Raw genomic sequence first — 24,369 nt, forward strand, 5'->3', positions numbered from 1 at the left:
CCACAGGCTCGCGCCCACAAAGGAGATCTGCGGTCTTTAGGTGCTTGGCAACGCCAACTGCGCATTACCAAACCCAAACGGCGCCAACGCAAACCCCTGTTCGTCCACCTGCAACGCCCAGCCTTGCTTGTCCCAATCCCCCAGCACAATGCGCCGGGCGGCGTGTTCGCCCAGTTGCAACTTGTGGATGGCGGGCCGATGGGTGTGGCCGTGGATCAAGGTCTTCACGCCGTATTGCTGCATGATCCGTGGGATCTCTTCGGGCGTGACGTCGACGATGTCATTGGCTTTCATGCGTGTCTGCGTGCGGCTTTCGCTGCGCAGTTTGCGCGCCAGCTTCTGGCGGCTGCCCAGCGGCAGGTGCCGCAGGACGAACAGCGTGACCGGGTTGCGCAGCCAGCGCCGCAGCTTCATGTAGCCTTCGTCGCGGGTGCAGAGGCTGTCGCCGTGCATCAGCAGCACCGGCTCGCCATTGAACTGCACGACACTCGGGTCCTTGAGCAGGGTGCAGCCGGCCGCTTTGCAAAAGGCCTGACCCAGCATGAAGTCGCGATTGCCGTGCATCAGGAAGATGGCCGTGCCGCTGTCGCTCAATTCGCGCAGGGCCTGGCAGATGGAACGCTGGAACGGCGTCATGGCATCGTCGCCGATCCAGGCTTCGAAAAAGTCGCCCAGAATGTACAACGCTTGCGCCGAGCGGGCGCGTGTGGCGAGTAAATCCAGAAACGCCCGGGTGATGTCCGGGCGCTCCTCTTCCAGATGCAAGTCTGAAATCAGCAATATCACTCAATGATCTCGGCTTTCTCGATGATCACGTCTTCTGCCGGGACATCCTGGTGGCCGGCCTTGGACGTGGTGGAAACGCCTTTGATCTTGTCGACCACGTCGGTGCCTTCGATCACTTCACCGAACACTGCATAGCCCCAGCCCTGGGTGGTCTTGCCGCTGTGGTTCAGGAAGCTGTTGTCCGCCACGTTGATGAAGAACTGCGCGGAGGCCGAATGCGGCTCCATGGTACGGGCCATGGCAACGCTGTACTTTTTGTTCGGCAGGCCGTTGTCGGCTTCGTTCTGGATGCTTGGGCGCTTGTCTTTCTTTTCCTTCATGCCGGGCTCGAAACCGCCGCCCTGGATCATGAAGTTGCCGATGACGCGGTGGAACACGGTGTTTTCGTAATGGCCGGCCTTGACGTACTCGACGAAGTTGGCAACGGTCAGCGGTGCCTTCTCGGCGTTCAGTTGCAGGACGATGTCGCCGTGGTTGGTGGTCAGTTTGACTTTGCTCATGATCGGTACTCTTTCAAGGAATTCGTGGGTTTCGGGGCTTCACTGCCCGCAACCGGTCTGGCTGTAATCGGCCAGGCTGGGCAGTTTAGCGTGCCGGGCACGAATTTCGAGGCTGTTTTTCATCTGGCCGTCGATTAAATTCAATCGTTTGCCGGCCTGGCCTGTCAGCTGCTTGACAGCATCGGCTATGATACGGGCTTTGATTTATCAGGCCGCACCCGGCCGCGCACTTGTCTGTTCAAGGATCCTATGAGCAAGCCCACTGTCGACCCTACCTCGAATTCCAAGACCGGCCCGGCCGTGCCGGTCAACTTCCTGCGCCCGATCATCCAGGCGGACCTGGACTCGGGTAAGCACACACAGATCGTCACTCGCTTCCCGCCAGAACCCAACGGCTACCTGCACATCGGCCATGCCAAGTCGATCTGCGTGAATTTCGGCCTGGCCCAGGAGTTCGGCGGCGTCACGCACCTGCGTTTCGACGACACCAACCCGGCCAAGGAAGACCAGGAATACATCGACGCGATCGAAAGCGACGTCAAATGGCTGGGCTTCCAATGGTCCGGTGAGGTGCGCTACGCCTCGCAATATTTCGACCAGTTGCATGACTGGGCAGTGGAACTGATCAAGGCCGGCAACGCCTACGTGTGCGACCTGACCCCCGAGCAGGCCAAGGAATACCGTGGCAGCCTGACCGAGCCGGGCAAGAACAGCCCGTTCCGTGACCGCAGCGTGGAAGAGAACCTGGACCTGTTCGCCCGTATGCGCGCCGGTGAGTTCCCGGACGGCGCTCGGGTGCTGCGTGCCAAGATCGACATGGCTTCGCCGAACATGAACCTGCGCGACCCGATCATGTACCGCATCCGTCACGCCCATCACCACCAGACCGGCGACAAATGGTGCATTTACCCCAACTATGACTTCACCCACGGTCAGTCGGACGCCATCGAAGGCATCACGCATTCGATCTGCACCCTGGAGTTCGAAAGCCATCGTCCGTTGTACGAGTGGTTCCTCGAGCACCTGCCGGTGCCGGCCACCCCGCGCCAGTACGAATTCAGCCGCCTGAACCTGAACTACACCATCACCAGCAAGCGCAAGCTCAAGCAACTGGTGGACGAGAAGCACGTCAACGGCTGGGATGACCCGCGCATGTCGACGCTGTCGGGCTTCCGTCGTCGCGGCTACACCCCCAAGTCGATCCGCAATTTCTGCGAAATGGTCGGCACCAACCGTTCCGACGGCGTGGTGGACTTCGGCATGCTGGAATTCAGCATCCGTGACGACCTCGACCACAGCGCCCCGCGCGCCATGTGCGTGCTGCGTCCGCTGAAAGTAGTCATCACCAATTACCCGGAAGGCCAGGTCGAGAACCTCGAACTGCCGCGCCACCCGAAAGAAGACATGGGCGTGCGCGTCCTGCCGTTTGCCCGGGAAATCTATATCGACCGTGAAGACTTCATGGAAGAGCCGCCAAAAGGCTACAAGCGCCTGGAGCCTGCTGGCGAAGTGCGCCTGCGTGGCAGCTACGTGATCCGCGCCGACGAGGCCATCAAGGACGCCGACGGCAACATCGTCGAACTGCGTTGCTCGTACGATCCCGACACACTGGGCAAGAACCCGGAAGGTCGCAAGGTCAAGGGCGTGATCCACTGGGTGCCGGCCGCCGCCAGCGTCGAGTGCGAAGTGCGCCTCTACGATCGCCTGTTCCGTTCGCCGAACCCGGAAAAGGCCGAAGACAGCGCCAGCTTCCTGGACAACATCAACCCTGACTCCCTGCAAGTACTCACTGGTTGTCGTGCCGAGCCTTCGCTGGGCAACGCACAGCCGGAAGACCGTTTCCAGTTCGAGCGCGAAGGTTACTTCTGCGCGGATATCAAGGACTCGAAACCCGGTGCTCCGGTATTCAACCGTACCGTGACCTTGCGCGACTCCTGGGGTCAGTGATCAAGTCTTAAGGGAAACCCTGTGCTTACGATCTACAACACGCTCACCAAGAGCAAAGAAGTCTTCAAGCCGCTGGATGGCAACAAGGTCCGCATGTACGTCTGCGGCATGACCGTGTACGACTACTGCCACATTGGTCATGGTCGCAGCATGGTCGCCTTCGACCTGGTAACCCGCTGGCTGCGATTCAGCGGTTATGACCTGACCTATGTGCGCAACATCACCGACATCGAAGACAAGATCATCAACCGTGCCCGCGAAAACGGCGAGCCTTACGATGCGCTGACCGAGCGCATGATCAAGGCCATGCACGAGGATGAGGCGCGCCTCAATATCCTCAAGCCGGACCTGGAGCCCCGTGCCACGGACCACATCCCTGGCATGCTGAGCATGATCCAGACCTTGATCGACAAGGGCTACGCCTACGCACCGGGCAATGGCGACGTGTACTACCGCGTTGCCAAGTTCATGGGCTACGGCAAGCTGTCGCGCAAGAAGATCGAAGACCTGCGCATCGGCGCGCGTATCGAAGTCGACGAGTCGAAAGAAGACCCGCTGGACTTCGTGCTGTGGAAGGGCGCCAAGCCGGGTGAGCCGAGCTGGGAATCGCCATGGGGCGCCGGGCGTCCGGGCTGGCACATCGAATGCTCGGTGATGTCCACCTGCTGCCTGGGCGAGACCTTCGACATTCATGGCGGCGGCAGCGACCTGGAGTTCCCGCACCACGAAAACGAAATCGCCCAGAGCGAAGCGGCCACCGGCAAGACCTACGCCAACGCCTGGATGCATTGCGGCATGATCCGGATCAACGGCGAGAAGATGTCCAAGTCCTTGAACAACTTCTTCACCATCCGCGACGTGCTCGACAAGTACCACCCGGAAGTCGTGCGTTACCTGCTGGTGTCGAGCCATTACCGCAGCGCCATCAACTACTCGGAAGACAACCTCAAGGACGCCAAGGGTGCCCTGGAGCGTTTCTATCACGCGTTGAAGGGCCTGCCGAGCGTGCCGGCTGCCGGTGGCGAAGCGTTCGTGGCGCGTTTCACTGAAGTGATGAACGACGACTTCGGCACGCCGGAAGCGTGCGCGGTGCTGTTCGAGATGGTGCGTGAGATCAACCGCCTGCGTGAGAGCGATCTCAATGCGGCGGCCGGTCTGGCGGCCCGCCTGAAAGAACTGGCCAGCGTACTGGGTGTGTTGCAGCTCGAAGCCGATGACTTCCTGCAGGCTGGTGCCGAAGGCCGCGTGGACGCCGCCGAAGTCGAGGCGTTGATCCAGGCGCGCCTGACTGCGCGCGCCAACAAGGATTGGGCCGAGTCCGACCGGATCCGCGACCAGCTAACCGCCATGGGCGTGGTGCTGGAAGATGGGAAGGGCGGCACGACCTGGCGTCTGGCGGACTAAGATCTTCTAAAGCTCGCAATACCCCTGTGGGAGCGAGCTTGCTCGCGATAGCGGAATGTCAGACAACATTGTTGTCGACTGATACACCGCCATCGCGAGCAAGCTCGCTCCCACATTTTTTGTGGCCGGCCTGGCAATCATTGTTTTATGAGCTAGTACTGTCAGGTCGATTCGACGTTCTCTCTGACAGGGTTCTTCCATGTTGGCTCATTGGTCTCTCGCGGCAATTCATCTGCTGGCCTTCGCCCTCGGGTTCTGGGCGGTGCTGACGCGCGGCACGGCACTGCGACGCCTGGCGAGCGGTGTGGATGCGGTTCGGAGTGTCTTGGTCGCTGACAACCTGTGGGGCCTATCGGCGCTGGTGTTGTTGGTGACTGGTGGGATGCGGGCGTTTGGCGGGTACGAAAAAGGTACGGATTATTACCTGCACCAACCGCTGTTTCACCTGAAGATGACCTTGCTCCTGCTGATCCTGTTGCTTGAGATCGCGCAAATGATCGCCCTGATCAAATGGCGGATGGCGCTGGGCAAAGGGGCTGCGATCGATCCTTCGAAAGCCGGCCGGTTTGCACGGATCAGCCACATCGAAGCCTTGTTGCTGATCTTGATGATGATCGCCGCCACGGGCATGGCGCGGGGCGTGAGCCTGGGTTGACCGGCCGCGAACGCCCGCTTCGTCATCATTAAAACGAAACGTCTGACAGCCATGCTAAGCGCCATGTCATTAGTATCGGTTCAACGGGCTGGACGAAAAGAAGTGGGATGGGCAGGGTAAGACACGGTCGACCAGAATCTTTAGCCAGCCATTGCGGCGATGCAAACGGGCTGGCTACGGACTGCAGCAAGGCTCAGGGAGTTTGCGGCTTGTCGGGGGCAGTGAGGCCCGCCTGAATACGCTGGTAAATCTCTTCGCGATGCACCGCAACGTTTTTCGGGGCGTTGATGCCGATCCGGACCTGTTGGCCGCTAACGCCCAGAATGGTGATCGTGATGTCGTCACCAATGTTTATGCTTTCACCGACTTTGCGGGTGAGTATCAGCATGGTGTTCTCCTTGATTGCTTTATAGGGCACCTGATTCAGACAGTGCAGATGTCGGTACTGCTTATAGATTAGTGCTAAGTGTCACAATGTGGGTGCCTCTTTCTGACGTACAGATGCAGCATTAATTCCCAGGGTGCGACTATACAGAGACGCCGGGCAGGATTCTCGTGTTTTGAGCACTGTTTGCGGCGATCTTGAGGGGCACGGGTGCTAAAATCCGTCCCTCATGTCTTCCGAGGGAAACGTTGTGCGCAAATTGGCTTGGGTTATTGCGGTATTGGTGCTGGCAGGATGCGGTGAGGGGCGTGACGTCGAAGCACCGAAACCCAAACCCGTAGCGACCTCCGCACCGGCCGCCGCTGCCGCGCCGCAGTGGGCCGTCGAGGTTCGCGGCGAAACGCCGCAGGCGGTCAGCGACCTGACCGGTTGGCTCATCGAACACAGCTTCATGTCGAACGTGGTGCGGGAAAACGGCAAGGAGCGCGTCCTGGTCGGTCCTTTCAGCTCCAAGGCTGAGGCCGAAGCCAAGCAGGAACAGGTGACGGCTGCCCTGGTCCGGGCGAAAAAACGCAACATCGAGACGTTGGTGGTGGATTACCCGACGGCCCAGTAATCGGGCAGCACAAATAAGCCAGTCAAGCCACAAAACCTGTGGGAGCGAGCTTGCTCGCGATAGCGGTGGATCAGCCAATGTTGATGTTGACTGACATGCCCCTATCGCGAGCAAGCTCGCTCCCACAGTTTCATAAATGCCAGCTCAGCCGCAGGCCTTCATGTCCACCGGCCCCACGAACTCGTTCCCGCGGCCCATGACGCACGCCACGCTCTGGTTGCGCTGACGCTCCCAGCTTTCGACCGGGTAGGTCTTGTCCCAGGCCTCATACAAGCGCCGGTCCTGATTCGAGAGGCGCAGGCCATATTGCTTGCTCATGTAGAAATAGGTCCGGGCGATCATGCCCCGGATAGAAGGGCGGGGCATGACCTTCTTGGCCTTGAAGTCCACCTGGGTCAGGCATGAGCCGTACTGACCCTTCTGCACCGGCAGCCAGCCGAAACTGAAATTGCTGCGATCACCGTTCACTTCCCCGATGCTCGGCACCAGGTTGTGCAGGTCGGCCTCGGCCCGTTGATAGACCGGGTCATAGCGGGTGCAGTTCTTGCGACCCCCTTGTTGCCAGCATTGACGCTGATGGCCGATCTGCCACGCCGGGACAATATGTTCCCATTCAATACGGGCGGCACGGCTGGCATTCTTGCGCGGTACATAACCGCAGGCGGCCAGGTTCACGCGATTGCCGGTGTATTTGCAGCCACAGTAAAACTCGGTGGATTGTGGCGCGTAGAGTTTCCAGGCGACTTTCTTGGCTTCGTTGAAGGTGCGCGGAGCACCGGCCTGTGCGCCCATGGCGATAAACACAAGCAAAAAAGCTAAACAGCGAACACTCATCAGACTCAATCTTCCTTCGGCACAACCCAGAAAACCTGCACACCACCATCGTCGCGATAGGCGAGGGTCACGTTGTCGTTCTCGTCGATTTCTTCCAGCAGGCGCTCCCACTCATCCACCGGCTCGTCGGGAAGACGGAAGATCAGGGCTGCCTTGGCTTTTTGCGCGGTGGGGGCGTTGATGATTTTCGAGACCCGCAGGCCGAGTCGTGTATAGGAATCTAAAGGGGTAGTTGCAGCGGAGGGCGGGGCCACAGGATTATCCTTATTAAGCTGTACGTGCATACAGTATTTAACCGTAGGCAATTACGCAACTGCTTAAAATTCAAGAAAATCGTCTGACAGCACTTTTTTCGTTTTGGTGTAGGCGAAAGGAATTTTTTATTGGCTGGCATAAATGGGTGGATCAACCGCTCCGGCCTGTGGCGGATTTGCGCGAGCGCTAAAGAAATTGCTTTGGCGGGCGATGTCCTGCGTAGGAATCCCACCCATGGAGTTTTGTCATGTCGTTTACAGTCGGCTTTCCCAACGCGGCGGCCGTGACCATCGGCGGTCAGTCCGCAGCCACCCTGAAGGCCTTGAACGAGGCGAGTACCGAGGCCGCCGATGAGGCCCTTGGCGAGACGCAAACGCCCGGCAAAGTCCGTACGGGGGCGGGCGCGGAAGCGACCGATCAGGCACAAGAGAGCGGCAGCACCCAGAGCATTGCCGTCCAGATTTTGCTCAAGCGGATGCAAGAGCTTCAGCAACAGCTCAGGGAGCAGCAGCAACAACTGGCCGCCGCACAGGCGCGCGACTACCCAACGGCGGAAGCCAAGACCTCGGCGGTCATGGCGGCCCAGGGACAGATCGCCGACACCAGTGGCGCGTTGCTGGAGGTCACCGGCCGTTTGGTCACGGAGCTGGCAAAGGGCGCCAGTTCGGGTACGGTGGTCAATACGACGGCCTGAACTGCGACGTTGCGGATGAAACCGCAACGTTGACAAATCTCCGAAGCCTTACCATAGTTCACTTCACGCAAACGTTTGCGCGGCGTTCCGTGCATTGATTTGCTCACAATAATCATAAGATCGGAGTGAACCCATGAAGTTGCCATTCGCTGGACGCCTTCTCGCTGTTGCCATGCTCGCGGCCGCATCCGCTGCGCTGCCTATCTCCTCGGCATTCGCCCAGACCGCAGAAAAACCCAAGGTCGCCCTGGTCATGAAATCCCTGGCCAACGAGTTCTTCCTGACCATGGAAGACGGCGCCAAGGCTTATCAGAAGGAACACTCCGCCGATTTCGACCTGATCTCCAACGGGATCAAGGATGAAACCGACACTGCCAACCAGATTCGCATCGTCGAGCAGATGATCGTGTCCAAGGTCGATGCGCTGATCATCGCGCCAGCGGATTCCAAGGCCATGGTGCCGGTGATCAAGAAAGCCGTCGACGCTGGCATCACCGTGATCAACATCGATAACCAGCTCGATCCGGCCGTCGTCAAAAGCAAGAACATCAATGTGCCGTTCGTAGGCCCGGACAACCGCAAAGGGGCGCGCCTGGTGGGCGAGTACCTGGCCAAGCAGCTCAAGGCCGGTGACGAAGTCGGCATCATCGAAGGCGTGTCCACCACCACCAATGCCCAGGCACGCACCGCGGGCTTCAAGGACGCGATGGAGGCGGCGCAGGTCAAGGTCGTTTCCCTGCAATCGGGTGACTGGGAAATCAACAAGGGCAACCAGGTTGCCGCGTCGATGCTCAGCGAATACCCGAACATCAAGGCCCTGCTGGCCGGTAACGACAGCATGGCGGTCGGCGCTGTATCGGCCGTGCGCGCGGCGGGCAAGGCGGGCAAGGTGCAGGTAGTCGGCTACGACAACATCAATGCCATCAAGCCGATGCTCAAGGATGGTCGTGTCCTGGCGACGGCCGACCAGTTCGCCGCCAAGCAGGCCGTGTTCGGCATCGAGACGGCGCTGAAGATCCTCAAGGGCGAAAAAGTTGACAGCGGTATCAACGGCGTTATCGAAACTCCGGTCGAGCTGGTGACCAAGTAGTTATCCTGGCGACACAACGGTGCTCGCCCATCCGGGCGAGCGCATTGGAGAGTTTGTTATGTCCGTTCTCGACCCGAACGCTGTCCTGTGCGTCAGCGGTATCGGCAAGACCTATGCCCAGCCTGTACTGACCGATATCAACCTGACGTTGATGCGCGGTGAAGTGCTGGCGCTGACCGGCGAAAATGGCGCCGGCAAAAGTACCTTGTCCAAGATCATCGGCGGGCTGGTGACGCCGACGAACGGGCAGATGCAGTTTCAAGGTCAGGATTATCGTCCTGGCAGTCGGACCCAGGCTGAAGAGCTGGGCGTGCGCATGGTGATGCAGGAACTCAACCTGCTGCCGACGCTTTCCGTGGCCGAAAACCTGTTTCTCGACAACCTGCCCAACCACGGCGGCTGGATCAGTCGCAAGCAATTGCGCAAGGCGGCCATCGAGGCCATGGCCCAGGTGGGGCTGGATGCAATCGATCCCGACACGCTGGTCGGCGAACTGGGGATCGGTCACCAGCAGATGGTCGAGATCGCCCGCAACCTGATCGGCGACTGCCATGTGCTGATTCTCGATGAGCCGACGGCGATGCTGACGGCCCGTGAAGTCGAGATGCTCTTTGAACAGATCACTCGTCTGCAGGCTCGCGGCGTGTCGATCATCTACATTTCCCATCGCCTCGAAGAACTGGCGCGGGTCGCCCAGCGCATTGCCGTACTGCGCGATGGCAACCTGGTTTGCGTCGAGCCGATGGCCAACTACAACAGCGAGCAACTGGTGACCCTGATGGTCGGCCGGGAGCTGGGCGAGCATATCGACCTGGGCCCACGCCAGATCGGCGCGCCGGCGCTGACGGTTAAAGGCCTGACACGCTCCGACAAGGTCCGCGACGTGTCCTTTGAAGTGCGCAGTGGCGAGATCTTCGGTATCTCCGGCCTGATCGGGGCAGGGCGCACCGAACTGTTGCGGCTGATCTTCGGTGCCGATACCGCCGACAGCGGCACGGTGGCGCTGGGTTCGCCGGCCCAGGTCGTGAGCATTCGCTCCCCGTCCGATGCGGTGGCCCATGGCATCGCGTTGATCACCGAAGACCGCAAGGGCGAAGGCCTGCTGCTGACCCAATCCATCGCCGCCAACATTGCCCTGGGCAACATGCCGGAGATTTCCAGCGCCGGCCTGGTCAATGGCGATGCTGAACTGGCCTTGGCACAGCGGCAGGTCAATGCCATGCGCATCCGCAGTTCCAGCCCGACCCAGTTGGTGTCCGAGCTGTCGGGTGGCAACCAGCAGAAAGTCGTGATCGGGCGTTGGCTCGAACGCGATTGCGCGGTCATGTTGTTCGACGAGCCGACCCGTGGCATCGACGTTGGCGCCAAATTCGACATTTATGCGCTGCTCGGCGAGCTGACGCGCCAGGGCAAGGCGCTGGTCGTGGTGTCCAGCGACCTGCGGGAGCTGATGTTGATCTGTGACCGGATCGGCGTGCTGTCCGCCGGACGCCTGATCGACACCTTCGAGCGCGACAGCTGGACCCAGGATGACTTGCTTGCCGCCGCATTCGCCGGCTACCAGAAACGTGATGCGTTGCTCAATGAAGCAGCGCCTAGGGATTTTTCATGAAAACCGCATCTGCCGTCGGCAAATCGAGTGGCAACTTCTATGGTCTCGGGACCTACCTGGGCCTGGCCGGCGCGCTGCTGGCCATGGTCGCGCTGTTCTCGGCCCTGAGCAGCCATTTCCTGTCCTATGACACCTTCAGTACCTTGGCCAACCAGATTCCGGACCTCATGGTGCTGGCGGTCGGCATGACGTTCATCCTGATCATCGGTGGCATCGACCTGTCGGTGGGGTCGGTGCTGGCGCTCGCGGCATCGACGGTCAGCGTGGCCGTGCTCGGCTGGGGCTGGAGCGTCTGGCCATCGGCCTTGCTCGGCATGGCCGTGGCGGCGCTGGCGGGTACGGTCACCGGTTCGATCACCGTGGCGTGGCGGATCCCATCGTTCATCGTCTCCCTCGGCGTGCTGGAAATGGCCCGAGGCCTGGCGTACCAGATGACCGGTTCCAGGACCGCCTACATCGGCGACTCGTTCGCCTGGCTGTCCAATCCCATCGCCTTTGGCATCTCACCTTCGTTCATTATCGCCTTGCTGGTGATCTTCATTGCCCAGGCAGTGCTGACCCGTACGGTGTTCGGCCGCTACCTGATCGGCATCGGCACCAATGAAGAAGCCGTGCGCCTGGCCGGTATCAATCCAAAGCCCTACAAGATCCTGGTGTTCAGCCTGATGGGCTTGCTGGCCGGTGTGGCTGCGCTGTTCCAGATTTCGCGCCTGGAAGCGGCGGATCCGAACGCCGGTTCAGGGCTTGAGCTGCAAGTCATCGCTGCCGTGGTCATCGGTGGCACCAGCTTGATGGGTGGGCGCGGTTCGGTCATCAGCACCTTCTTTGGCGTGCTGATCATCTCCGTGCTGGCGGCGGGCCTGGCGCAAATCGGCGCTACTGAGCCGACCAAGCGCATCATTACCGGTGCGGTGATCGTGGTGGCAGTCGTGCTCGATACCTATCGCAGCCAGCGCGCCAGTCGGCGGGGCTGAACCATGGCGACGATCAAGGATGTAGCAGCGCTCGCCGGGATTTCCTACACCACCGTGTCCCACGTGGTGAACAAGACGCGACCGGTCAGCGAGGAAGTGCGGCTCAAGGTCGAGGCGGCCATCGAGCGCCTGGACTACGTGCCCAGCGCCGTGGCCCGGTCGCTCAAGGCCAAGACCACGGCGACCATCGGCCTGCTGGTGCCTAACAGCCTCAACCCTTACTTTGCCGAGTTGGCCCGGGGGATCGAGGATTACTGTGAGCGCAACGGCTATTGCGTGATCCTGTGCAACTCCGACGACAACCCGGACAAGCAGCGCAGCTACCTGCGGGTGCTGCTGGAAAAGCGCATCGATGGCCTGATCTTTGCGTCCGCCGGCGGTGATGTCGGCTTGGCCGAGGGGCTGTCCAACGTGCGCACGCCCATGGTGATCGTCGACCGCGGGCTCGAGGGCGTCGACGCAGACCTGGTGCGTATCGATCATGAATACGGCGCTTACCTGGCGACCCGGCACCTGCTGGAGCTGGGTCACCGCGATATCGCCTTCATCGGTGGCCCGGCCAACACCAGCGTGGCGCAAATGCGCTTGGCCGGTTACTGCCGTGCGTTGAAAGAGGCCGGGATCGAGCTGCCCGTCGAGCGCATGCTCGAGAGCGATTTCACCAGTACCGGCGGCTACCGCGCCGCTGCGCAACTGCTTGAACAGCAGCCGCCGAGCGCGATTTTTGCGGCCAACGACATGATCGGCATCGGTGTGCTGCGCGCCGCCGCTGAACGTAACGTGCGCGTGCCCAGCGAACTGTCGGTCATCGGTTTCGATGACATCCAGATGAGCCGTTATGTCTACCCGGCGTTGACCACGGTAGGGCAGTCGATCCTGCAACTTGGCGAGATGGCGGCCGAAGTGCTGCTGCGACGTATTGCGACGCCGGGCCTTGCCACCGAGCAGCGGATCGTGACGCCGAGTATTGTCCTGCGAGAGTCGACTGCACCGCTGTCCGGTACATTCGCCCAATACCGCTGAACCGAATTGATGAGTAGTGATGTATGCCAGCAAAAGTAGTGGTAATAGGCAGCCTGAACATGGACCTGGTAACCCGGGCGCCGCGTCTGCCGCGTGGTGGTGAAACACTGATCGGCGAGTCGTTCTCCACCATCCCGGGCGGCAAGGGGGCCAACCAGGCGGTGGCCGCCGCGCGCCTGGGGGCGCAGGTATCGATGGTCGGTTGCGTGGGCAATGATGCCTACGGCGAACAATTGCGTAACGGGTTGTTGGCCGAGGACATCGACTGCCAGGCGGTCAGCGTGGTGGAGGGGGCCAGCGGCGTGGCGCTGATCGTTGTCGACGACAACAGCCAGAATGCGATCGTTATCGTCGCCGGTGCCAACGGTGCGCTCACCGCCGAGGTCCTGGACAGTGTCGATGAAGTGCTGCAAAGCGCCGATGTTGTCATCTGCCAGCTCGAAGTGCCGGATGCCACCGTCGGCCACGCCCTCAAGCGCGCTCGTGAGTTGGGCAAAATCGTCATCCTCAACCCGGCGCCAGCCTCGCGGACGTTGCCGGCCGACTGGTACGCCTGCATCGACTACCTGATTCCCAATGAAAGCGAAGCAGCGGTCTTGAGCGAACTGGCGGTGGACTCCCTGGAAACCGCCGAAGCCGCCGCGGCGCATCTGATCGCCGCTGGCGCCGGCAAGGTGATCGTGACCCTGGGTGCCCAGGGGTTGATGTTTGCCAACGGCGCCAGCTTCGAACACTTCCCGGCCCCACGGGTCAAGGCAGTGGACACCACGGCGGCCGGAGACACCTTTGTCGGCGGCTTCGCGGCAGCCCTGGCCAGCGGCAAAAGCGAGGTCGACGCGATTCGTTTCGGCCAGGCCGCCGCCGCGCTGTCGGTCACCCGCGCGGGCGCGCAGCCTTCAATCCCCACGTTGCTGGAAGTACAGGCTTTCAAATCATGAAAAAGACGCCGTTGTTGAATGTGGCACTGTCACGACTGATCGCTTCCCTGGGCCATGGCGACAAGGTGGTCATCGGTGATGCCGGCCTGCCCGTGCCGCCCCAGGTCGAATTGATCGACCTGGCCCTGACCCATGGCATTCCTGACTTTGTCAGTACCTTGAAGGTGGTGCTTAGCGAAATGCAGGTGCAAAGCCATGTCCTGGCCGAGGAGATCCTCGATAAACAACCGTCGGCCCTGACGACCCTGGAGGCGCTGCATGCGGAGGGTGCGCTGGGCGAGCGGGAGCTGGTCAACCATGAACAATTCAAGATCATCAGCCGACAGGCGCGGGCGATCATTCGCACAGGCGAGTGCTCTCCGTACTGCAATATCGTGCTGGTCGCTGGAGTGACGTTCTAACCCTCTTCAACCCTGCACAAGGAGTGCGCCATGCACCGCTATGCTCAGAAAATGCATCAACTGATCCGGAGTCTGCTGCTTTTGTCATTGATCACTGCTACGAGCGCCCAGGCGGCGGAAAAAATCGACCTGATCATCGACACCGATCCAGGGGCTGACGACGTGGTGGCGCTGTTGTTCGCCCTGGCGTCGCCCGAGGAGCTGCATATCCGTGCGCTGACCACCGTCGCCGGCAATGTGCGCCTGGACAAGACCTCTCGCAACGCTCGCCTGGCCCGGGAATGGGCGGGGCGCGAAGACGTGCCCGTGTATGCCGGTGCGCCGAAACCATTGATGCGCACGCCGATCTACGCGGAAAACATCCATGGCAAGGAAGGCCTGTCGGGTGTCACCGTGCACGAGCCGAAGAAAGGGTTGGCCGAAGGCAATGCCGTCAACTACCTGATCGACACGCTCAAGGCGGCCAAGCCACACAGCATCACCATTGCCATGCTTGGCCCGCAGACCAACCTGGCCCTGGCGCTGGTGCAGGAGCCCGATATCGTCCAGGGCATCAAGGAAGTGGTGATCATGGGCGGTGCGCATTTCAACGGCGGCAATATCACGCCGGTGGCTGAGTTCAATCTGTTCGCCGACCCGCAGGCGGCCGAGGTCGTGGCCAAGAGCGGCGTGAAGCTGACGTACCTGCCGCTGGACGTGACCCACAAGATCCTCACCAGCGAAGCGCGCCTGAAGCAGATCGCGGCGCTGAACAACAATGCCAGCAAGCTGGTGGGCGATATCCTCAACGAATACGTCAAGGGCGACATGGAGCACTACGGGATGACGGGCGGGCCGGTGCATGACGCGACGGTGATTGCCTATCTGCTCAAGCCGCAGTTGTTCACTGGTCGTTCGGTCAATGTCGTCGTGGACAGTCGCGAGGGCCCGACGTTCGGGCAGACCATCGTCGACTGGTACGATGGCCTGAAAGCACCGAAGAACGCGTTCTGGGTGGAAAACGGTGATGCCCAGGGCTTCTTCGACCTGCTGACCGAGCGCCTGGCGCGCCTCAAGTAACCTGCCTGGCTATGCGCCCGCAGGTTGGGCCTGCGGGTGCGTGAGTATCAGTCCACGGCGTCGACCACGCTCGGGTAGCGTTCGAATGCCTGCTGGATGAAGTTGCGGGCGACCTCCGTCCCCAGTTCCCTCACCAGCAATTCTATGCCGATGATTGCCAGTTCCTCGGGGCTGCTCGGGCTATAGGAGCTATGGCCCTCCGACCATTTGGCATTGATGGTGGCTTCGATGCTGACGGTGCTCATGGTAGGGCTCGCGAGTTGGAGGGCTGTAAGTGGAGTTAAGCATTTTTGCCCCCGGTTTGGCACTGCGACTTAGGCATTGGAGGAGGGCTGTGCGACACTCTTTTTTTGTTTTTAAAGGAGCCCCGCCGTGCAGATCGATTTGAACGCTCCGGATGGCCTGACCCTCGAGGCGGTTCGCCAATTACTGGCTTCGGCCAGTGATGACGAGCATACCCAGCTGCGCGTGACCAAGGGCGGTATCGCCTATTTGTCCTCGGGTGTGGTCGGTGGCGCTGACATCGATGGTTTGCTGTTTCGGCTCGAGACCTGGGCGAAGGGCTCGGGATACGTCGGGCGGGTCGCTGCCAGCGACGAGGTCTGGGTCATGCAGATATACAATGCGCTGAAGGATAACTGGCCCAATCCTCCGTTCGATTACATCGACGTTTATTGAGCGGCGTTCATATCCAGTCACGATTCATGTCTGAACAGCGGTAGCGGCTCAGGCAAACTGCTGGTTTTCCGGATGAGCCAGACCGAGGGCTGTGGTGTTGAAACCAAGCGCCGTTTGGGTTGTCGCACGCTCTCTGTTTATTTATCGAAAAAGGAGGCTTCATGCCTTGGAAGCTCGCGTCATTGAGTACTCTGTTGGCTGCGGTGGTCTTGAGCGGTTGCAGCAGCACCTCGGAATCGACCCCCGAACCCGTGGCGACCGAGACCGGTCACAGCCGCTGCGAAGCAAAGGGCGCCGAGTTCGCCATTGGCAAGCAGGCCTCGCCACAATTGCTGGAGCAGGCTCGTACCCGTGCCGGCGCGCAGATTGCCCGGATCCTCAAGCCCAACGACATGGTGACGCTTGAGTACCGCTCCGATCGCCTGAACCTCAATACCGATGCCAACCTGGTAGTCAACCGGGTGAACTGCGGCTGACAGGCGGTTTTCAATCGCCCACAAAAAACCCCGTCACATGGACGGGGTTTTTTTAGTGCGCCGAGAAATTACTCTGGGCGAACCTGTGCAGCTTGCATACCCTTTTGGCCTTTCTCAGCCACGAAGGAAACGGTCTGGCCTTCTTTCAGGCTTTTGAAACCGTCGCTTTCGATAGCTTTGAAGTGTACGAACAGGTCGTCACCGCCACCTTGAGGAGTGATGAAGCCGAAGCCTTTTTCATCGTTGAACCATTTAACGGTGCCGGTTTGGCGATTAGACATGGTGTATCTCCAAGAAACATATATTTTCAGTGTACTGTGCTGCTCAGGCCAACTGGGCACACCCGGGTATCATAGTCGAAATGTTCGATTTGGGACCCCCCCAGACGCGCTGTTTGCCAATCAGTCGTGTTTACTTTACTGCCTTTACCCGCTGAAAGGCCCGGTTTTAAAGGCTTTCAGCCGAAAGTAAAGACGATAAAAAAAGCTGTAAAACCTGAATAAATCGTTCAAAAAAGCCTGAAATCAGAGCTTTTCAACCCTGCCGGGCCTGTTCAGGAACCCTGCTTTCTCACTTTTTCGCCTTGTTGTCGGCCTTGCATTTTGCGATCTCCCCCAGTGCCTTTTGCTGCAGCTGTGGGGTGGCCTTGTTGTCCATCAAGGCCTGGATGTCCGCGGCTGGATAGGACTTGATCGCATCGGCGCCACAGGCGCAATGAGCCTTGGCAGCGGCCGGGCCGATCTGGGGCGTTGCCGCCTCGGTGCATTGGGCCATGTATTTTTCGCGCTCGCCTTTGGGCCAGTCGGCATGGGCGGTCAGTGGAAGCAGCAGGGCGAGGGGGGCGACTACTGCAAACAATGTATTGAGACGCATGCGAAGATGCTCCTTTCGGGTCGATGTCTTGATATCTGAGGCGTTGCGCTCGGTTCAGTTCAGCACTCTGGCATAAAAACCCTGGATTTACGCCTGCTTCAATTCCAGCGCGGCGATGACCGTTCATCTGTGCTAGCATGCCGGGCTCGGGTATTTCCAGGCTGCGGATGACAACTCGTCCCGGCGGCAAATGTTCGAATAACCCTGATTTGAATCCCAGTCACTCTGGTTCGGTTTTCCGGTTGGCCGCAAGGCTCCTGCCGCTGTAAGGCAGGCGTTCGTCATTGAATGGCCTGGACTGGATCTTGTACTGGCTCATCCCAACCCACGTGACCTTTGGTAGGGGTCACCACTAGGAGAGGAGGCGCCATGCCAACTATTACTCTTCCCGACGGCAGTCAACGTTCATTCGATCACCCGGTTTCCGTAGCCGAGGTCGCCGCATCCATCGGTGCGGGCCTGGCCAAGGCCACCCTGGCCGGCAAGGTCAACGGCAAGCTGGTCGACGCCAGTGACGTCATCGACAGCGACGCCACGCTGCAAATCATCACGCCAAAGGATGAAGAGGGGCTGGAGATCATTCGCCACTCTTGCGCGCACCTGGTCGGCCATGCGGTCAAGCAGCTGTACCCGAGCGCGAAGATGGTCATCGGGCCAGTCATCGACGAAGGCTTCTATTACGACATCGCCTTCGAGCGTCCTTTCACGCCGGAAGACATGGCGGCCATCGAACAGCGCATGCAGCAGCTGATCGAGAAAGATTACGACGTCATCAAGAAAGTCACCCCGCGCGCCGAAGTCATCGAAGTCTTCAAGGCCCGTGGCGAGGACTACAAGCTGCGTCTGGTGGAAGACATGCCGGACGAGCAGGCCATGGGCCTGTACTACCACGAAGAATACGTCGACATGTGCCGTGGCCCGCACGTGCCGAACACGCGTTTCCTGAAGTCCTTCAAGCTGACCAAGCTGTCCGGCGCCTACTGGCGTGGCGATGCGAAGAACGAGCAGTTGCAGCGCGTCTATGGCACTGCCTGGGCGGACAAGAAACAACTGGCGGCCTACATCCAGCGCATCGAAGAAGCCGAGAAGCGCGATCACCGCAAGATCGGCAAGCGCCTGGGCCTGTTCCATACCCAGGAAGAGTCCCCGGGCATGGTGTTCTGGCACCCGAACGGCTGGACCCTGTACCAGGTGCTCGAGCAGTACATGCGCCAGGTCCAGCGTGAGAACGGCTATCTGGAAATCAAGACGCCGCAAGTGGTGGACCGCAGCCTGTGGGAGAAATCCGGGCACTGGGCCAACTACGCCGACAACATGTTCACCACCCAGTCGGAAAACCGCGACTACGCCATCAAGCCGATGAACTGCCCATGCCACGTGCAGGTGTTCAACCAGGGCTTGAAGAGCTACCGCGAGCTGCCGATGCGCCTGGCCGAGTTCGGTGCCTGCCACCGCAACGAGCCGTCGGGTGCGCTGCACGGCATCATGCGCGTGCGTGCATTCACCCAGGACGATGCACACATCTTCTGCACCGAAGAGCAGATGCAGGCCGAATCCGCCGCCTTCATCAAGCTGACCATGGACGTCTATCGCGACTTCGGCTTCACCGAAGTCGAGATGAAGCTGTCCACTCGTCCGGAAAAACGCGTTGGCTCCGACGAGCTGTGGGATCGCGCCGAAGCGGCCCTGGCCGCCGCCCTTGATAGCGCGGGCCTTGCGTACGACCTGCAGCCGGGCGAGGGGGCCTTCTACGGTCCGAAAATCGAATTCTCGCTGAAAGATTGCCTCGGTCGTGTGTGGCAGTGTGGTACCTTGCAGCTCGATTTCAACCTGCCGATCCGTCTGGGCGCTGAATATGTGTCCGAAGACAACAGCCGCAAGCACCCGGTCATGCTTCACCGCGCGATCCTCGGTTCGTTCGAGCGTTTCGTCGGGATTCTGATCGAACACTACGAGGGCGCGTTCCCTGCGTGGCTGGCGCCGACCCAGGCAGTGATCATGAATATCACTGATAAACAGGCAGATTTTGCCGCCGAAGTCGAAAAAACTCTCAATCAAAGCGGATTTCGTGCCAAGTCCGACTTGAGAAATGAAAAGATCGGCTTTAAAATCCGCGAGCATACTTTGCTCAAGGTTCCCTTTCTCTTGGTTATTGGAGATCGGGAGGTCGAGATGCAGACTGTCGCTGTGCGTACTCGTGAAGGTGCTGACCTGGGCTCGATGCCCGTCGCCGAATTCGCTGAGTTTCTCGCGCAAGCGGTTTCCCGGCGTGGTCGCCCAGATTTGGAGTAATTATTATTAAGCGTGAAATGAGACAAGATAAACGAGCTGCACCGAAAGCCCCGATCAACGAGAATATCTCGGCACGCGAGGTTCGGTTAATTGGCGCTGACGGCGAGCAGATTGGCATCGTCTCGATTGATGAAGCGCTTCGTATTGCTGAAGAAGCCAAGCTTGATCTGGTAGAAATTTCCGCAGACGCAGTCCCACCGGTTTGCCGGGTGATGGACTACGGCAAGTCGATCTTCGAGAAGAAGAAGCAGATTGCCGCGGCGAAGAAAAACCAGAAGCAGATTCAGGTAAAAGAAATCAAGTTTCGTCCAGGGACGGAGGAAGGGGATTACCAGGTAAAACTGCGCAACCTGGTACGTTTCCTGAGTGACGGGGACAGGGCCAAGGTATCCTTGCGATTCCGCGGCCGTGAGATGGCCCACCAGGAGCTGGGGATGGAACTCCTCAAGCGGGTTGAACAAGACCTGCTCGAGTACGGTTCGGTCGAACAGCATCCTAAGATGGAAGGACGCCAGCTGATCATGGTCATCGCCCCGAAAAAGAAGAAGTAATCACCAGGGCACGGCAGGCCTTGCGATTATGTTTATCAACTGAATGCGGAGTATCCGAACATGCCAAAGATGAAGACCAAAAGTGGTGCTGCTAAGCGGTTTCTGAAAACTGCTAACGGTATCAAGCACAAGCACGCTTTCAAGAGCCACATCCTGACCAAAATGTCGACCAAGCGTAAGCGTCAACTGCGCGGTAGCAGCTTGCTGCATCCGTCTGACGTGGCAAAAGTCGAGCGCATGCTGCGCCTTCGTTAATTTTTGGATCAAGAATAGAGGAAGTAACTCATGGCTCGTGTAAAGCGTGGCGTCATTGCCCGTAAGCGTCACAAAAAAATTCTGAAACTTGCTAAAGGCTACTACGGCGCGCGTTCCCGCGTATTCCGTGTTGCCAAGCAAGCGGTAATCAAGGCAGGCCAATACGCCTACCGTGACCGTCGTCAGAAAAAACGTCAGTTCCGCGCTCTGTGGATCGCTCGTATCAATGCTGGTGCTCGTGTTAACGGTCTGTCCTACAGCCGTTTCATCGCTGGCCTGAAAAAAGCGTCCATCGAGATCGACCGTAAGGTTCTGGCTGATCTGGCAGTGAACGAAAAAGCGGCGTTTGCTGCGATTGTCGAGAAAGCTAAAGCCACCTTGGCTTAAGTACCCCCGGCAGTCACCGGGGCCTACATCTGTGGGCCCAGGTGTCGAACGTCATAAATAGGGGAAGAGCCTTAAAGCTCTTCCCCTATTTCGTATCTGGAGTCTGTACATGGAAAACCTGGACGCGCTGGTCGCTCAAGCACTAGAGGCTGTGCAAAGCGCTGAAGATATCAATGCCCTGGAGCAAATCCGGGTTCACTACCTTGGCAAGAAGGGCGAGTTGACTCAGGTGATGAAGACCCTGGGGAACCTGCCAGCCGAAGAGCGTCCGCAGGTCGGTGCGCTGATCAACGTTGCCAAGGAGCGTGTCACAGAGGTCCTCAATGCGCGCAAGGCGTTGTTCGAGGAGGCGGATCTGGCTGCCAAGCTCGCCGCCGAGTCCATCGATGTGACCCTGCCTGGCCGTGGCCAGACTTCCGGTGGCCTGCATCCGGTGACCCGGACGCTGGAACGCATCGAGCAATTCTTCACCCACATCGGCTACGGCATTGCCGAAGGCCCTGAGGTCGAAGACGACTACCACAACTTCGAAGCGCTCAACATCCCAGGCCATCACCCGGCCCGGTCGATGCATGACACCTTCTATTTCAACGCGAACATGCTATTGCGCACCCATACCTCGCCGGTACAGGTCCGCACCATGGAATCGCAACAGCCGCCGATCCGCATCGTCTGCCCAGGCCGTGTGTACCGCAGCGACTCCGATATCACCCACTCGCCGATGTTCCACCAGGTCGAAGGCCTGCTGGTTGATCGCGACATCAATTTCGCCGACCTGAAAGGAACGATCGAAGAGTTCCTGCGGGTGTTCTTCGAAAAAGAACTGGCCGTGCGTTTCCGCCCTTCGTACTTCCCGTTCACCGAGCCATCGGCTGAAGTCGACATGGAATGCGTGATGTGCAGCGGTAAAGGCTGCCGCGTCTGCAAACAGACTGGCTGGCTGGAAGTCATGGGCTGCGGCATGGTTCACCCGAACGTGCTGCGTATGTCCGGGATCGACCCGGAAGAGTTCTCGGGCTTTGCCTTCGGCATGGGCGTCGAGCGCCTGGCCATGCTGCGTTACGGTGTGAATGACTTGCGCCTGTTCTTCGACAACGACTTGCGATTCCTTGCGCAATTTCGCTAGGGCTTGTACGAAAAGTCGCCGAGCGGCGATCAGGCAAGGCGAAAACAGGCGAGGAAGCGGAGTCTACTGGTTGTAAATGAGCATTCCGAGCCTGTTTTCAACGCAGCATGATCGTCGCGCAGGCACTTTACGTACAAGGCCTAGGTCGCAGTCCGTAACGAATCTATTAGGGGAGCAGGATGAAATTCAGTGAACAATGGCTGCGCGGCTGGGTAAGCCCGCAGGTAAGTCGGGACGAGCTGGTTGCTCGCCTGTCGATGGCCGGCCTTGAGGTCGATAGCGTCACGCCGGCCGCCGGTGATTTCAGCGGTGTGGTCGTGGGCGAGGTGCTGGGCACCGAGCAGCACCCAGACGCTGACAAACTGCGGGTTTGCCAGGTCAACAATGGCGCGGAAACCTTCCAGGTCGTCTGCGGCGCGCCCAACGTGCGCCCGGGCCTGAAGATCCCGTTCGCCATGATCGGTGCCGAACTGCCGGGCGACTTCAAGATCAAGAAAGCCAAGCTGCGCGGCGTTGAGTCCAACGGCATGTTGTGCTCCCAGGCCGAGCTGCAGATTGGCGAAGGCAACGATGGCCTGATGGAACTCCCGGCGGATGCGCCGGTTGGCCAGGACATCCGTGAATACCTGGGCCTGGACGATGCAAGCATCGAGGTCGACCTGACACCGAACCGTGGCGATTGCCTGTCCCTGGCCGGCCTGGCCCGTGAAGTCGGCGCGTTGTATGCCGCTCCAGTGACGCGTCCCGTGGTTGCGAGCGTGCCGGCCGTGCACGACGAAGTGCGTTCGATTGAAGTCCTGGCGCCGGCCGCGTGCCCGCGTTACCTGGGTCGTGTGATCCGTAACGTCGACCTGTCCAAGCCGACGCCGCTGTGGATGGTCGAGCGCCTGCGTCGTGCCGACGTGCGCAGCATCGACGCCGCTGTCGACATCACCAACTATGTGATGCTGGAGCTGGGTCAGCCGCTGCATGCGTTCGATCTCGCCGAAATCAACGGTGGCATTCGCGTACGCATGGCCGAAGAGGGTGAGAAGCTGGTACTGCTCGACGGCCAGGAAGTGACCCTGCGCAGCGACACCCTGGTGATTGCCGACCACTCCCGTGCCCTGGCAATCGCTGGCGTAATGGGCGGCGAGCACAGTGGTGTCTCCACGACGACCCGCGATGTATTCCTGGAAAGTGCGTTCTTCGACCAGATCGCCGTCGCTGGCAAGGCCCGCTCCTATGGCCTACACACCGATGCCTCGCACCGTTACGAGCGTGGCGTGGACTGGCAACTGGCCCGTGAAGCCATGGAGCGCGCCACAGGCCTGCTGCTGGACATCACGGGTGGTGAAGCCGGCCCGATCATCGAGACTGTCAGCGAACAGCACTTGCCCAAGATTGCCCCGGTCACCCTGCGTGCCCAGCGCATCACCCAGATGCTGGGCATGGAAATGGACCCGGCCGAAGTCGAACGCCTGCTCAGCGCCTTGGGCCTGAACATCAGCGCCGATGGGGCAGGGCAGTGGCGCGTCGAAGTGCCAAGCCATCGCTTCGATATCAGCCTGGAAGTCGACCTGATTGAAGAACTGGCCCGCCTGTACGGCTACAACCGCCTGCCGGTTCGCTACCCGCAAGCCCGCCTGGCCCCACAGGCCAAGGCTGAAGCCCGCAGCGACCTGCCGGAATTGCGTCGCCTGCTGGTGGCCCGTGGGTATCAGGAAGCGATCACCTACAGCTTCATCGATCCTCGTCAGTTCGAGCTGTTCAATCCGGGTGTCGAGCCATTGTTGTTGGCCAATCCGATATCCAACGACATGGCAGCCATGCGTTCGTCCCTGTGGCCGGGCCTGGTCAAGTCGCTCCAGCACAACCTGAACCGTCAGCAGGATCGCGTGCGGCTGTTCGAAAGTGGCCTGCGTTTTGTCGGTCAGCTGGATGGTTTGAAGCAAGAGCCGATGCTGGCCGGTGTCGTCTGTGGCAGCCGTCTGCCGGAAGGCTGGGCGCAAGGTCGCGACGTCGTCGATTTCTTCGACGTCAAGGCTGACGTGGAAGCGGTGCTGGGCTTCGCCGGTGCGCTCGACGCGTTCACTTTCGTCCCGGGCAAGCACCCGGCGCTGCACCCGGGGCAGACCGCGCGCATCGAACGAGACGGGCGTGAAGTCGGCTATGTCGGTGCCATTCACCCGGAACTGTCGAAAACCCTGGGTCTTGATCGTCCGGTCTTCGTTTTCGAGCTGGTTCTGGCCGAAGTGGCCCTGGGGAAAATGCCGAAATTCCAGGAGTTATCGCGCTTTCCTGAAGTGCGTCGTGATCTTGCATTGCTGGCCGACCGTGACGTTGCTTCCAGTGCTGTACTGGACGTAATCCGTGAAAATGCAGGCGAATGGCTGACGGACCTCAGGCTATTTGACGTGTATCAGGGTAAAGGCATTGATCCGCATAGAAAAAGCCTTGCAGTTGGCTTGACCTGGCAGCATCCATCGCGCACTCTTAATGACGATGAGGTGAATACCGCAACGCAGAATATCCTCACCTCGCTCGAAACCAGGTTGAACGCCACGTTAAGGAAGTGA

General features: G+C 59.9%; 28 protein-coding genes. 20 read left to right on the forward strand and 8 right to left on the reverse strand.

Annotated elements, in window-relative coordinates; translation table 11 throughout:
• Positions 1-36: 36 nt before the first annotated feature.
• Both lpxH and AB4O22_RS06575 read right to left on the reverse strand, forming a co-directional pair.
• Positions 37-786 (reverse strand): UDP-2,3-diacylglucosamine diphosphatase, encoded by a 750-nt coding sequence (lpxH, locus tag AB4O22_RS06570; RefSeq protein WP_003203667.1) that lies wholly within the window; start codon positions 784-786, stop codon positions 37-39.
• A complete protein-coding gene (locus AB4O22_RS06575; protein WP_003203665.1) occupies positions 783-1,286 on the reverse strand; it encodes a peptidylprolyl isomerase in 504 nt (167 codons plus the stop codon). The genes lpxH and AB4O22_RS06575 overlap by 4 nt, the downstream gene beginning before the upstream one ends.
• A gap of 249 nt (positions 1,287-1,535) precedes the next feature.
• Between AB4O22_RS06575 and AB4O22_RS06580 the strand changes: the two genes are divergently transcribed.
• The 3 genes from AB4O22_RS06580 (at position 1,536) to AB4O22_RS06590 (ending at position 5,292) form a co-directional block, all read left to right on the forward strand.
• Positions 1,536-3,233, forward strand: a complete 1,698-nt coding sequence (locus tag AB4O22_RS06580) for a glutamine--tRNA ligase/YqeY domain fusion protein (RefSeq protein ID WP_363808094.1) — start codon at positions 1,536-1,538, stop codon at positions 3,231-3,233.
• Between the two features lie 21 nt (positions 3,234-3,254).
• Positions 3,255-4,637: a cysteine--tRNA ligase gene (gene cysS / locus AB4O22_RS06585; RefSeq protein ID WP_003203662.1), complete on the forward strand. Its 1,383-nt coding sequence runs from the start codon at positions 3,255-3,257 to the stop codon at positions 4,635-4,637.
• A gap of 199 nt (positions 4,638-4,836) precedes the next feature.
• A complete protein-coding gene (locus AB4O22_RS06590; RefSeq protein WP_460096008.1) occupies positions 4,837-5,292 on the forward strand; it encodes a DUF2214 family protein in 456 nt (151 codons plus the stop codon).
• Between the two features lie 193 nt (positions 5,293-5,485).
• Here AB4O22_RS06590 and csrA read toward each other — a convergent pair whose 3' ends face one another.
• A complete protein-coding gene (gene csrA / locus AB4O22_RS06595; RefSeq protein ID WP_003179932.1) occupies positions 5,486-5,680 on the reverse strand; it encodes a carbon storage regulator CsrA in 195 nt (64 codons plus the stop codon).
• A gap of 247 nt (positions 5,681-5,927) precedes the next feature.
• On the opposite strand from csrA, the gene AB4O22_RS06600 reads away from it, so the two are divergent.
• Positions 5,928-6,293, forward strand: a complete 366-nt coding sequence (locus AB4O22_RS06600; RefSeq protein WP_003203657.1) for a hypothetical protein — start codon at positions 5,928-5,930, stop codon at positions 6,291-6,293.
• 144 nt (positions 6,294-6,437) lie between these two features.
• Here the strand turns inward: AB4O22_RS06600 and AB4O22_RS06605 are convergent, their stop codons facing one another.
• Together AB4O22_RS06605 and AB4O22_RS06610 are read right to left on the reverse strand one after the other, a co-directional pair.
• Positions 6,438-7,127, reverse strand: a complete 690-nt coding sequence (locus AB4O22_RS06605; protein WP_013693784.1) for an endonuclease — start codon at positions 7,125-7,127, stop codon at positions 6,438-6,440.
• A 5-nt stretch (positions 7,128-7,132) separates the two neighbouring features.
• Entirely contained in the window at positions 7,133-7,432 is a 300-nt protein-coding gene (locus AB4O22_RS06610) for a DUF1654 domain-containing protein (protein ID WP_027913013.1), read from the reverse strand.
• A gap of 197 nt (positions 7,433-7,629) precedes the next feature.
• Between AB4O22_RS06610 and AB4O22_RS06615 the strand changes: the two genes are divergently transcribed.
• The 8 genes from AB4O22_RS06615 (at position 7,630) to AB4O22_RS06650 (ending at position 15,173) form a co-directional block, all read left to right on the forward strand.
• A complete protein-coding gene (locus AB4O22_RS06615; RefSeq protein WP_013693783.1) occupies positions 7,630-8,076 on the forward strand; it encodes a hypothetical protein in 447 nt (148 codons plus the stop codon).
• Between the two features lie 133 nt (positions 8,077-8,209).
• Positions 8,210-9,166 carry a sugar ABC transporter substrate-binding protein gene (locus tag AB4O22_RS06620; RefSeq protein WP_013693782.1) on the forward strand — a complete coding sequence of 319 codons (957 nt, stop codon included), beginning with the start codon at positions 8,210-8,212 and terminating at the stop codon, positions 9,164-9,166.
• A 58-nt stretch (positions 9,167-9,224) separates the two neighbouring features.
• Positions 9,225-10,778, forward strand: coding sequence for a sugar ABC transporter ATP-binding protein (locus AB4O22_RS06625; protein ID WP_460096009.1), 1,554 nt, complete (start codon positions 9,225-9,227; stop codon positions 10,776-10,778).
• A complete protein-coding gene (locus tag AB4O22_RS06630; protein WP_013693780.1) occupies positions 10,775-11,752 on the forward strand; it encodes an ABC transporter permease in 978 nt (325 codons plus the stop codon). Before AB4O22_RS06625 ends, AB4O22_RS06630 begins: the two co-directional genes overlap by 4 nt.
• A 3-nt stretch (positions 11,753-11,755) precedes the next feature.
• On the forward strand, positions 11,756-12,775 hold the full coding sequence (locus AB4O22_RS06635; protein ID WP_013693779.1) for a LacI family DNA-binding transcriptional regulator: 1,020 nt from the start codon (positions 11,756-11,758) through the stop codon (positions 12,773-12,775).
• 23 nt (positions 12,776-12,798) lie between these two features.
• Positions 12,799-13,713 (forward strand): ribokinase, encoded by a 915-nt coding sequence (gene rbsK / locus AB4O22_RS06640; protein WP_460096010.1) that lies wholly within the window; start codon positions 12,799-12,801, stop codon positions 13,711-13,713.
• Positions 13,710-14,114: a D-ribose pyranase gene (gene rbsD, locus AB4O22_RS06645; RefSeq protein WP_460096011.1), complete on the forward strand. Its 405-nt coding sequence runs from the start codon at positions 13,710-13,712 to the stop codon at positions 14,112-14,114. The genes rbsK and rbsD overlap by 4 nt, the downstream gene beginning before the upstream one ends.
• Before the next feature lie 30 nt (positions 14,115-14,144).
• Entirely contained in the window at positions 14,145-15,173 is a 1,029-nt protein-coding gene (locus AB4O22_RS06650; protein ID WP_003203636.1) for a nucleoside hydrolase, read from the forward strand.
• A gap of 47 nt (positions 15,174-15,220) precedes the next feature.
• On the opposite strand, the gene AB4O22_RS06655 is transcribed toward AB4O22_RS06650, so the two are convergent.
• A complete protein-coding gene (locus AB4O22_RS06655; protein ID WP_003203634.1) occupies positions 15,221-15,418 on the reverse strand; it encodes a hypothetical protein in 198 nt (65 codons plus the stop codon).
• A gap of 127 nt (positions 15,419-15,545) precedes the next feature.
• On the opposite strand from AB4O22_RS06655, the gene AB4O22_RS06660 reads away from it, so the two are divergent.
• Both AB4O22_RS06660 and AB4O22_RS06665 read left to right on the forward strand, forming a co-directional pair.
• Positions 15,546-15,851 carry a hypothetical protein gene (locus AB4O22_RS06660; RefSeq protein WP_003203632.1) on the forward strand — a complete coding sequence of 102 codons (306 nt, stop codon included), beginning with the start codon at positions 15,546-15,548 and terminating at the stop codon, positions 15,849-15,851.
• 161 nt (positions 15,852-16,012) lie between these two features.
• Positions 16,013-16,327, forward strand: coding sequence for an I78 family peptidase inhibitor (locus AB4O22_RS06665; RefSeq protein ID WP_003203630.1), 315 nt, complete (start codon positions 16,013-16,015; stop codon positions 16,325-16,327).
• 68 nt (positions 16,328-16,395) lie between these two features.
• On the opposite strand, the gene AB4O22_RS06670 is transcribed toward AB4O22_RS06665, so the two are convergent.
• Both AB4O22_RS06670 and AB4O22_RS06675 read right to left on the reverse strand, forming a co-directional pair.
• Positions 16,396-16,608 (reverse strand): cold-shock protein, encoded by a 213-nt coding sequence (locus tag AB4O22_RS06670; RefSeq protein ID WP_003179963.1) that lies wholly within the window; start codon positions 16,606-16,608, stop codon positions 16,396-16,398.
• 289 nt (positions 16,609-16,897) lie between these two features.
• Positions 16,898-17,200, reverse strand: a complete 303-nt coding sequence (locus AB4O22_RS06675; RefSeq protein WP_003203628.1) for a hypothetical protein — start codon at positions 17,198-17,200, stop codon at positions 16,898-16,900.
• A gap of 369 nt (positions 17,201-17,569) precedes the next feature.
• Here AB4O22_RS06675 and thrS point away from each other — a divergent pair, with 369 nt between their 5' ends.
• The 6 genes from thrS to pheT all read left to right on the forward strand — a co-directional run bounded on the left by thrS (position 17,570) and on the right by pheT (position 24,369).
• Positions 17,570-19,492: a threonine--tRNA ligase gene (gene thrS, locus AB4O22_RS06680; protein WP_003203626.1), complete on the forward strand. Its 1,923-nt coding sequence runs from the start codon at positions 17,570-17,572 to the stop codon at positions 19,490-19,492.
• Positions 19,492-20,043 carry a translation initiation factor IF-3 gene (infC, locus tag AB4O22_RS06685; RefSeq protein ID WP_169432615.1) on the forward strand — a complete coding sequence of 184 codons (552 nt, stop codon included), beginning with the start codon at positions 19,492-19,494 and terminating at the stop codon, positions 20,041-20,043. The genes thrS and infC overlap by 1 nt, the downstream gene beginning before the upstream one ends.
• Positions 20,044-20,103: 60 nt before the next feature.
• Entirely contained in the window at positions 20,104-20,298 is a 195-nt protein-coding gene (gene rpmI, locus AB4O22_RS06690; RefSeq protein ID WP_002553160.1) for a 50S ribosomal protein L35, read from the forward strand.
• 30 nt (positions 20,299-20,328) lie between these two features.
• The gene (gene rplT, locus AB4O22_RS06695) at positions 20,329-20,685 is read left to right on the forward strand and encodes a 50S ribosomal protein L20 (protein WP_002553161.1); all 357 of its coding nucleotides are present in this window, start codon (positions 20,329-20,331) and stop codon (positions 20,683-20,685) included.
• A 109-nt stretch (positions 20,686-20,794) separates the two neighbouring features.
• The gene (gene pheS, locus AB4O22_RS06700) at positions 20,795-21,811 is read left to right on the forward strand and encodes a phenylalanine--tRNA ligase subunit alpha (protein WP_003203624.1); all 1,017 of its coding nucleotides are present in this window, start codon (positions 20,795-20,797) and stop codon (positions 21,809-21,811) included.
• Positions 21,812-21,990: 179 nt separating this feature from the next.
• A complete protein-coding gene (pheT, locus tag AB4O22_RS06705; RefSeq protein ID WP_460096012.1) occupies positions 21,991-24,369 on the forward strand; it encodes a phenylalanine--tRNA ligase subunit beta in 2,379 nt (792 codons plus the stop codon).

It is taken from the genome of Pseudomonas sp. S3_B11 (genome assembly GCF_054667715.1).

Coding starts and splice junctions, on each gene's coding strand:
- AB4O22_RS06575 (WP_003203665.1), bottom strand. CDS start 1,286: ATGAGCAAAGTCAAACTGACCACCAACCACGGCGACATCGTCCTGCAA.
- AB4O22_RS06580 (WP_363808094.1), top strand. CDS start 1,536: ATGAGCAAGCCCACTGTCGACCCTACCTCGAATTCCAAGACCGGCCCG.
- AB4O22_RS06590 (WP_460096008.1), top strand. CDS start 4,837: ATGTTGGCTCATTGGTCTCTCGCGGCAATTCATCTGCTGGCCTTCGCC.
- csrA (WP_003179932.1), bottom strand. CDS start 5,680: ATGCTGATACTCACCCGCAAAGTCGGTGAAAGCATAAACATTGGTGAC.
- AB4O22_RS06605 (WP_013693784.1), bottom strand. CDS start 7,127: ATGAGTGTTCGCTGTTTAGCTTTTTTGCTTGTGTTTATCGCCATGGGC.
- AB4O22_RS06615 (WP_013693783.1), top strand. CDS start 7,630: ATGTCGTTTACAGTCGGCTTTCCCAACGCGGCGGCCGTGACCATCGGC.
- AB4O22_RS06620 (WP_013693782.1), top strand. CDS start 8,210: ATGAAGTTGCCATTCGCTGGACGCCTTCTCGCTGTTGCCATGCTCGCG.
- AB4O22_RS06625 (WP_460096009.1), top strand. CDS start 9,225: ATGTCCGTTCTCGACCCGAACGCTGTCCTGTGCGTCAGCGGTATCGGC.
- AB4O22_RS06630 (WP_013693780.1), top strand. CDS start 10,775: ATGAAAACCGCATCTGCCGTCGGCAAATCGAGTGGCAACTTCTATGGT.
- AB4O22_RS06635 (WP_013693779.1), top strand. CDS start 11,756: ATGGCGACGATCAAGGATGTAGCAGCGCTCGCCGGGATTTCCTACACC.
- rbsK (WP_460096010.1), top strand. CDS start 12,799: ATGCCAGCAAAAGTAGTGGTAATAGGCAGCCTGAACATGGACCTGGTA.
- rbsD (WP_460096011.1), top strand. CDS start 13,710: ATGAAAAAGACGCCGTTGTTGAATGTGGCACTGTCACGACTGATCGCT.
- AB4O22_RS06650 (WP_003203636.1), top strand. CDS start 14,145: ATGCACCGCTATGCTCAGAAAATGCATCAACTGATCCGGAGTCTGCTG.
- AB4O22_RS06655 (WP_003203634.1), bottom strand. CDS start 15,418: ATGAGCACCGTCAGCATCGAAGCCACCATCAATGCCAAATGGTCGGAG.
- AB4O22_RS06665 (WP_003203630.1), top strand. CDS start 16,013: ATGCCTTGGAAGCTCGCGTCATTGAGTACTCTGTTGGCTGCGGTGGTC.
- AB4O22_RS06670 (WP_003179963.1), bottom strand. CDS start 16,608: ATGTCTAATCGCCAAACCGGCACCGTTAAATGGTTCAACGATGAAAAA.
- AB4O22_RS06675 (WP_003203628.1), bottom strand. CDS start 17,200: ATGCGTCTCAATACATTGTTTGCAGTAGTCGCCCCCCTCGCCCTGCTG.
- thrS (WP_003203626.1), top strand. CDS start 17,570: ATGCCAACTATTACTCTTCCCGACGGCAGTCAACGTTCATTCGATCAC.
- rpmI (WP_002553160.1), top strand. CDS start 20,104: ATGCCAAAGATGAAGACCAAAAGTGGTGCTGCTAAGCGGTTTCTGAAA.
- rplT (WP_002553161.1), top strand. CDS start 20,329: ATGGCTCGTGTAAAGCGTGGCGTCATTGCCCGTAAGCGTCACAAAAAA.
- pheS (WP_003203624.1), top strand. CDS start 20,795: ATGGAAAACCTGGACGCGCTGGTCGCTCAAGCACTAGAGGCTGTGCAA.
- pheT (WP_460096012.1), top strand. CDS start 21,991: ATGAAATTCAGTGAACAATGGCTGCGCGGCTGGGTAAGCCCGCAGGTA.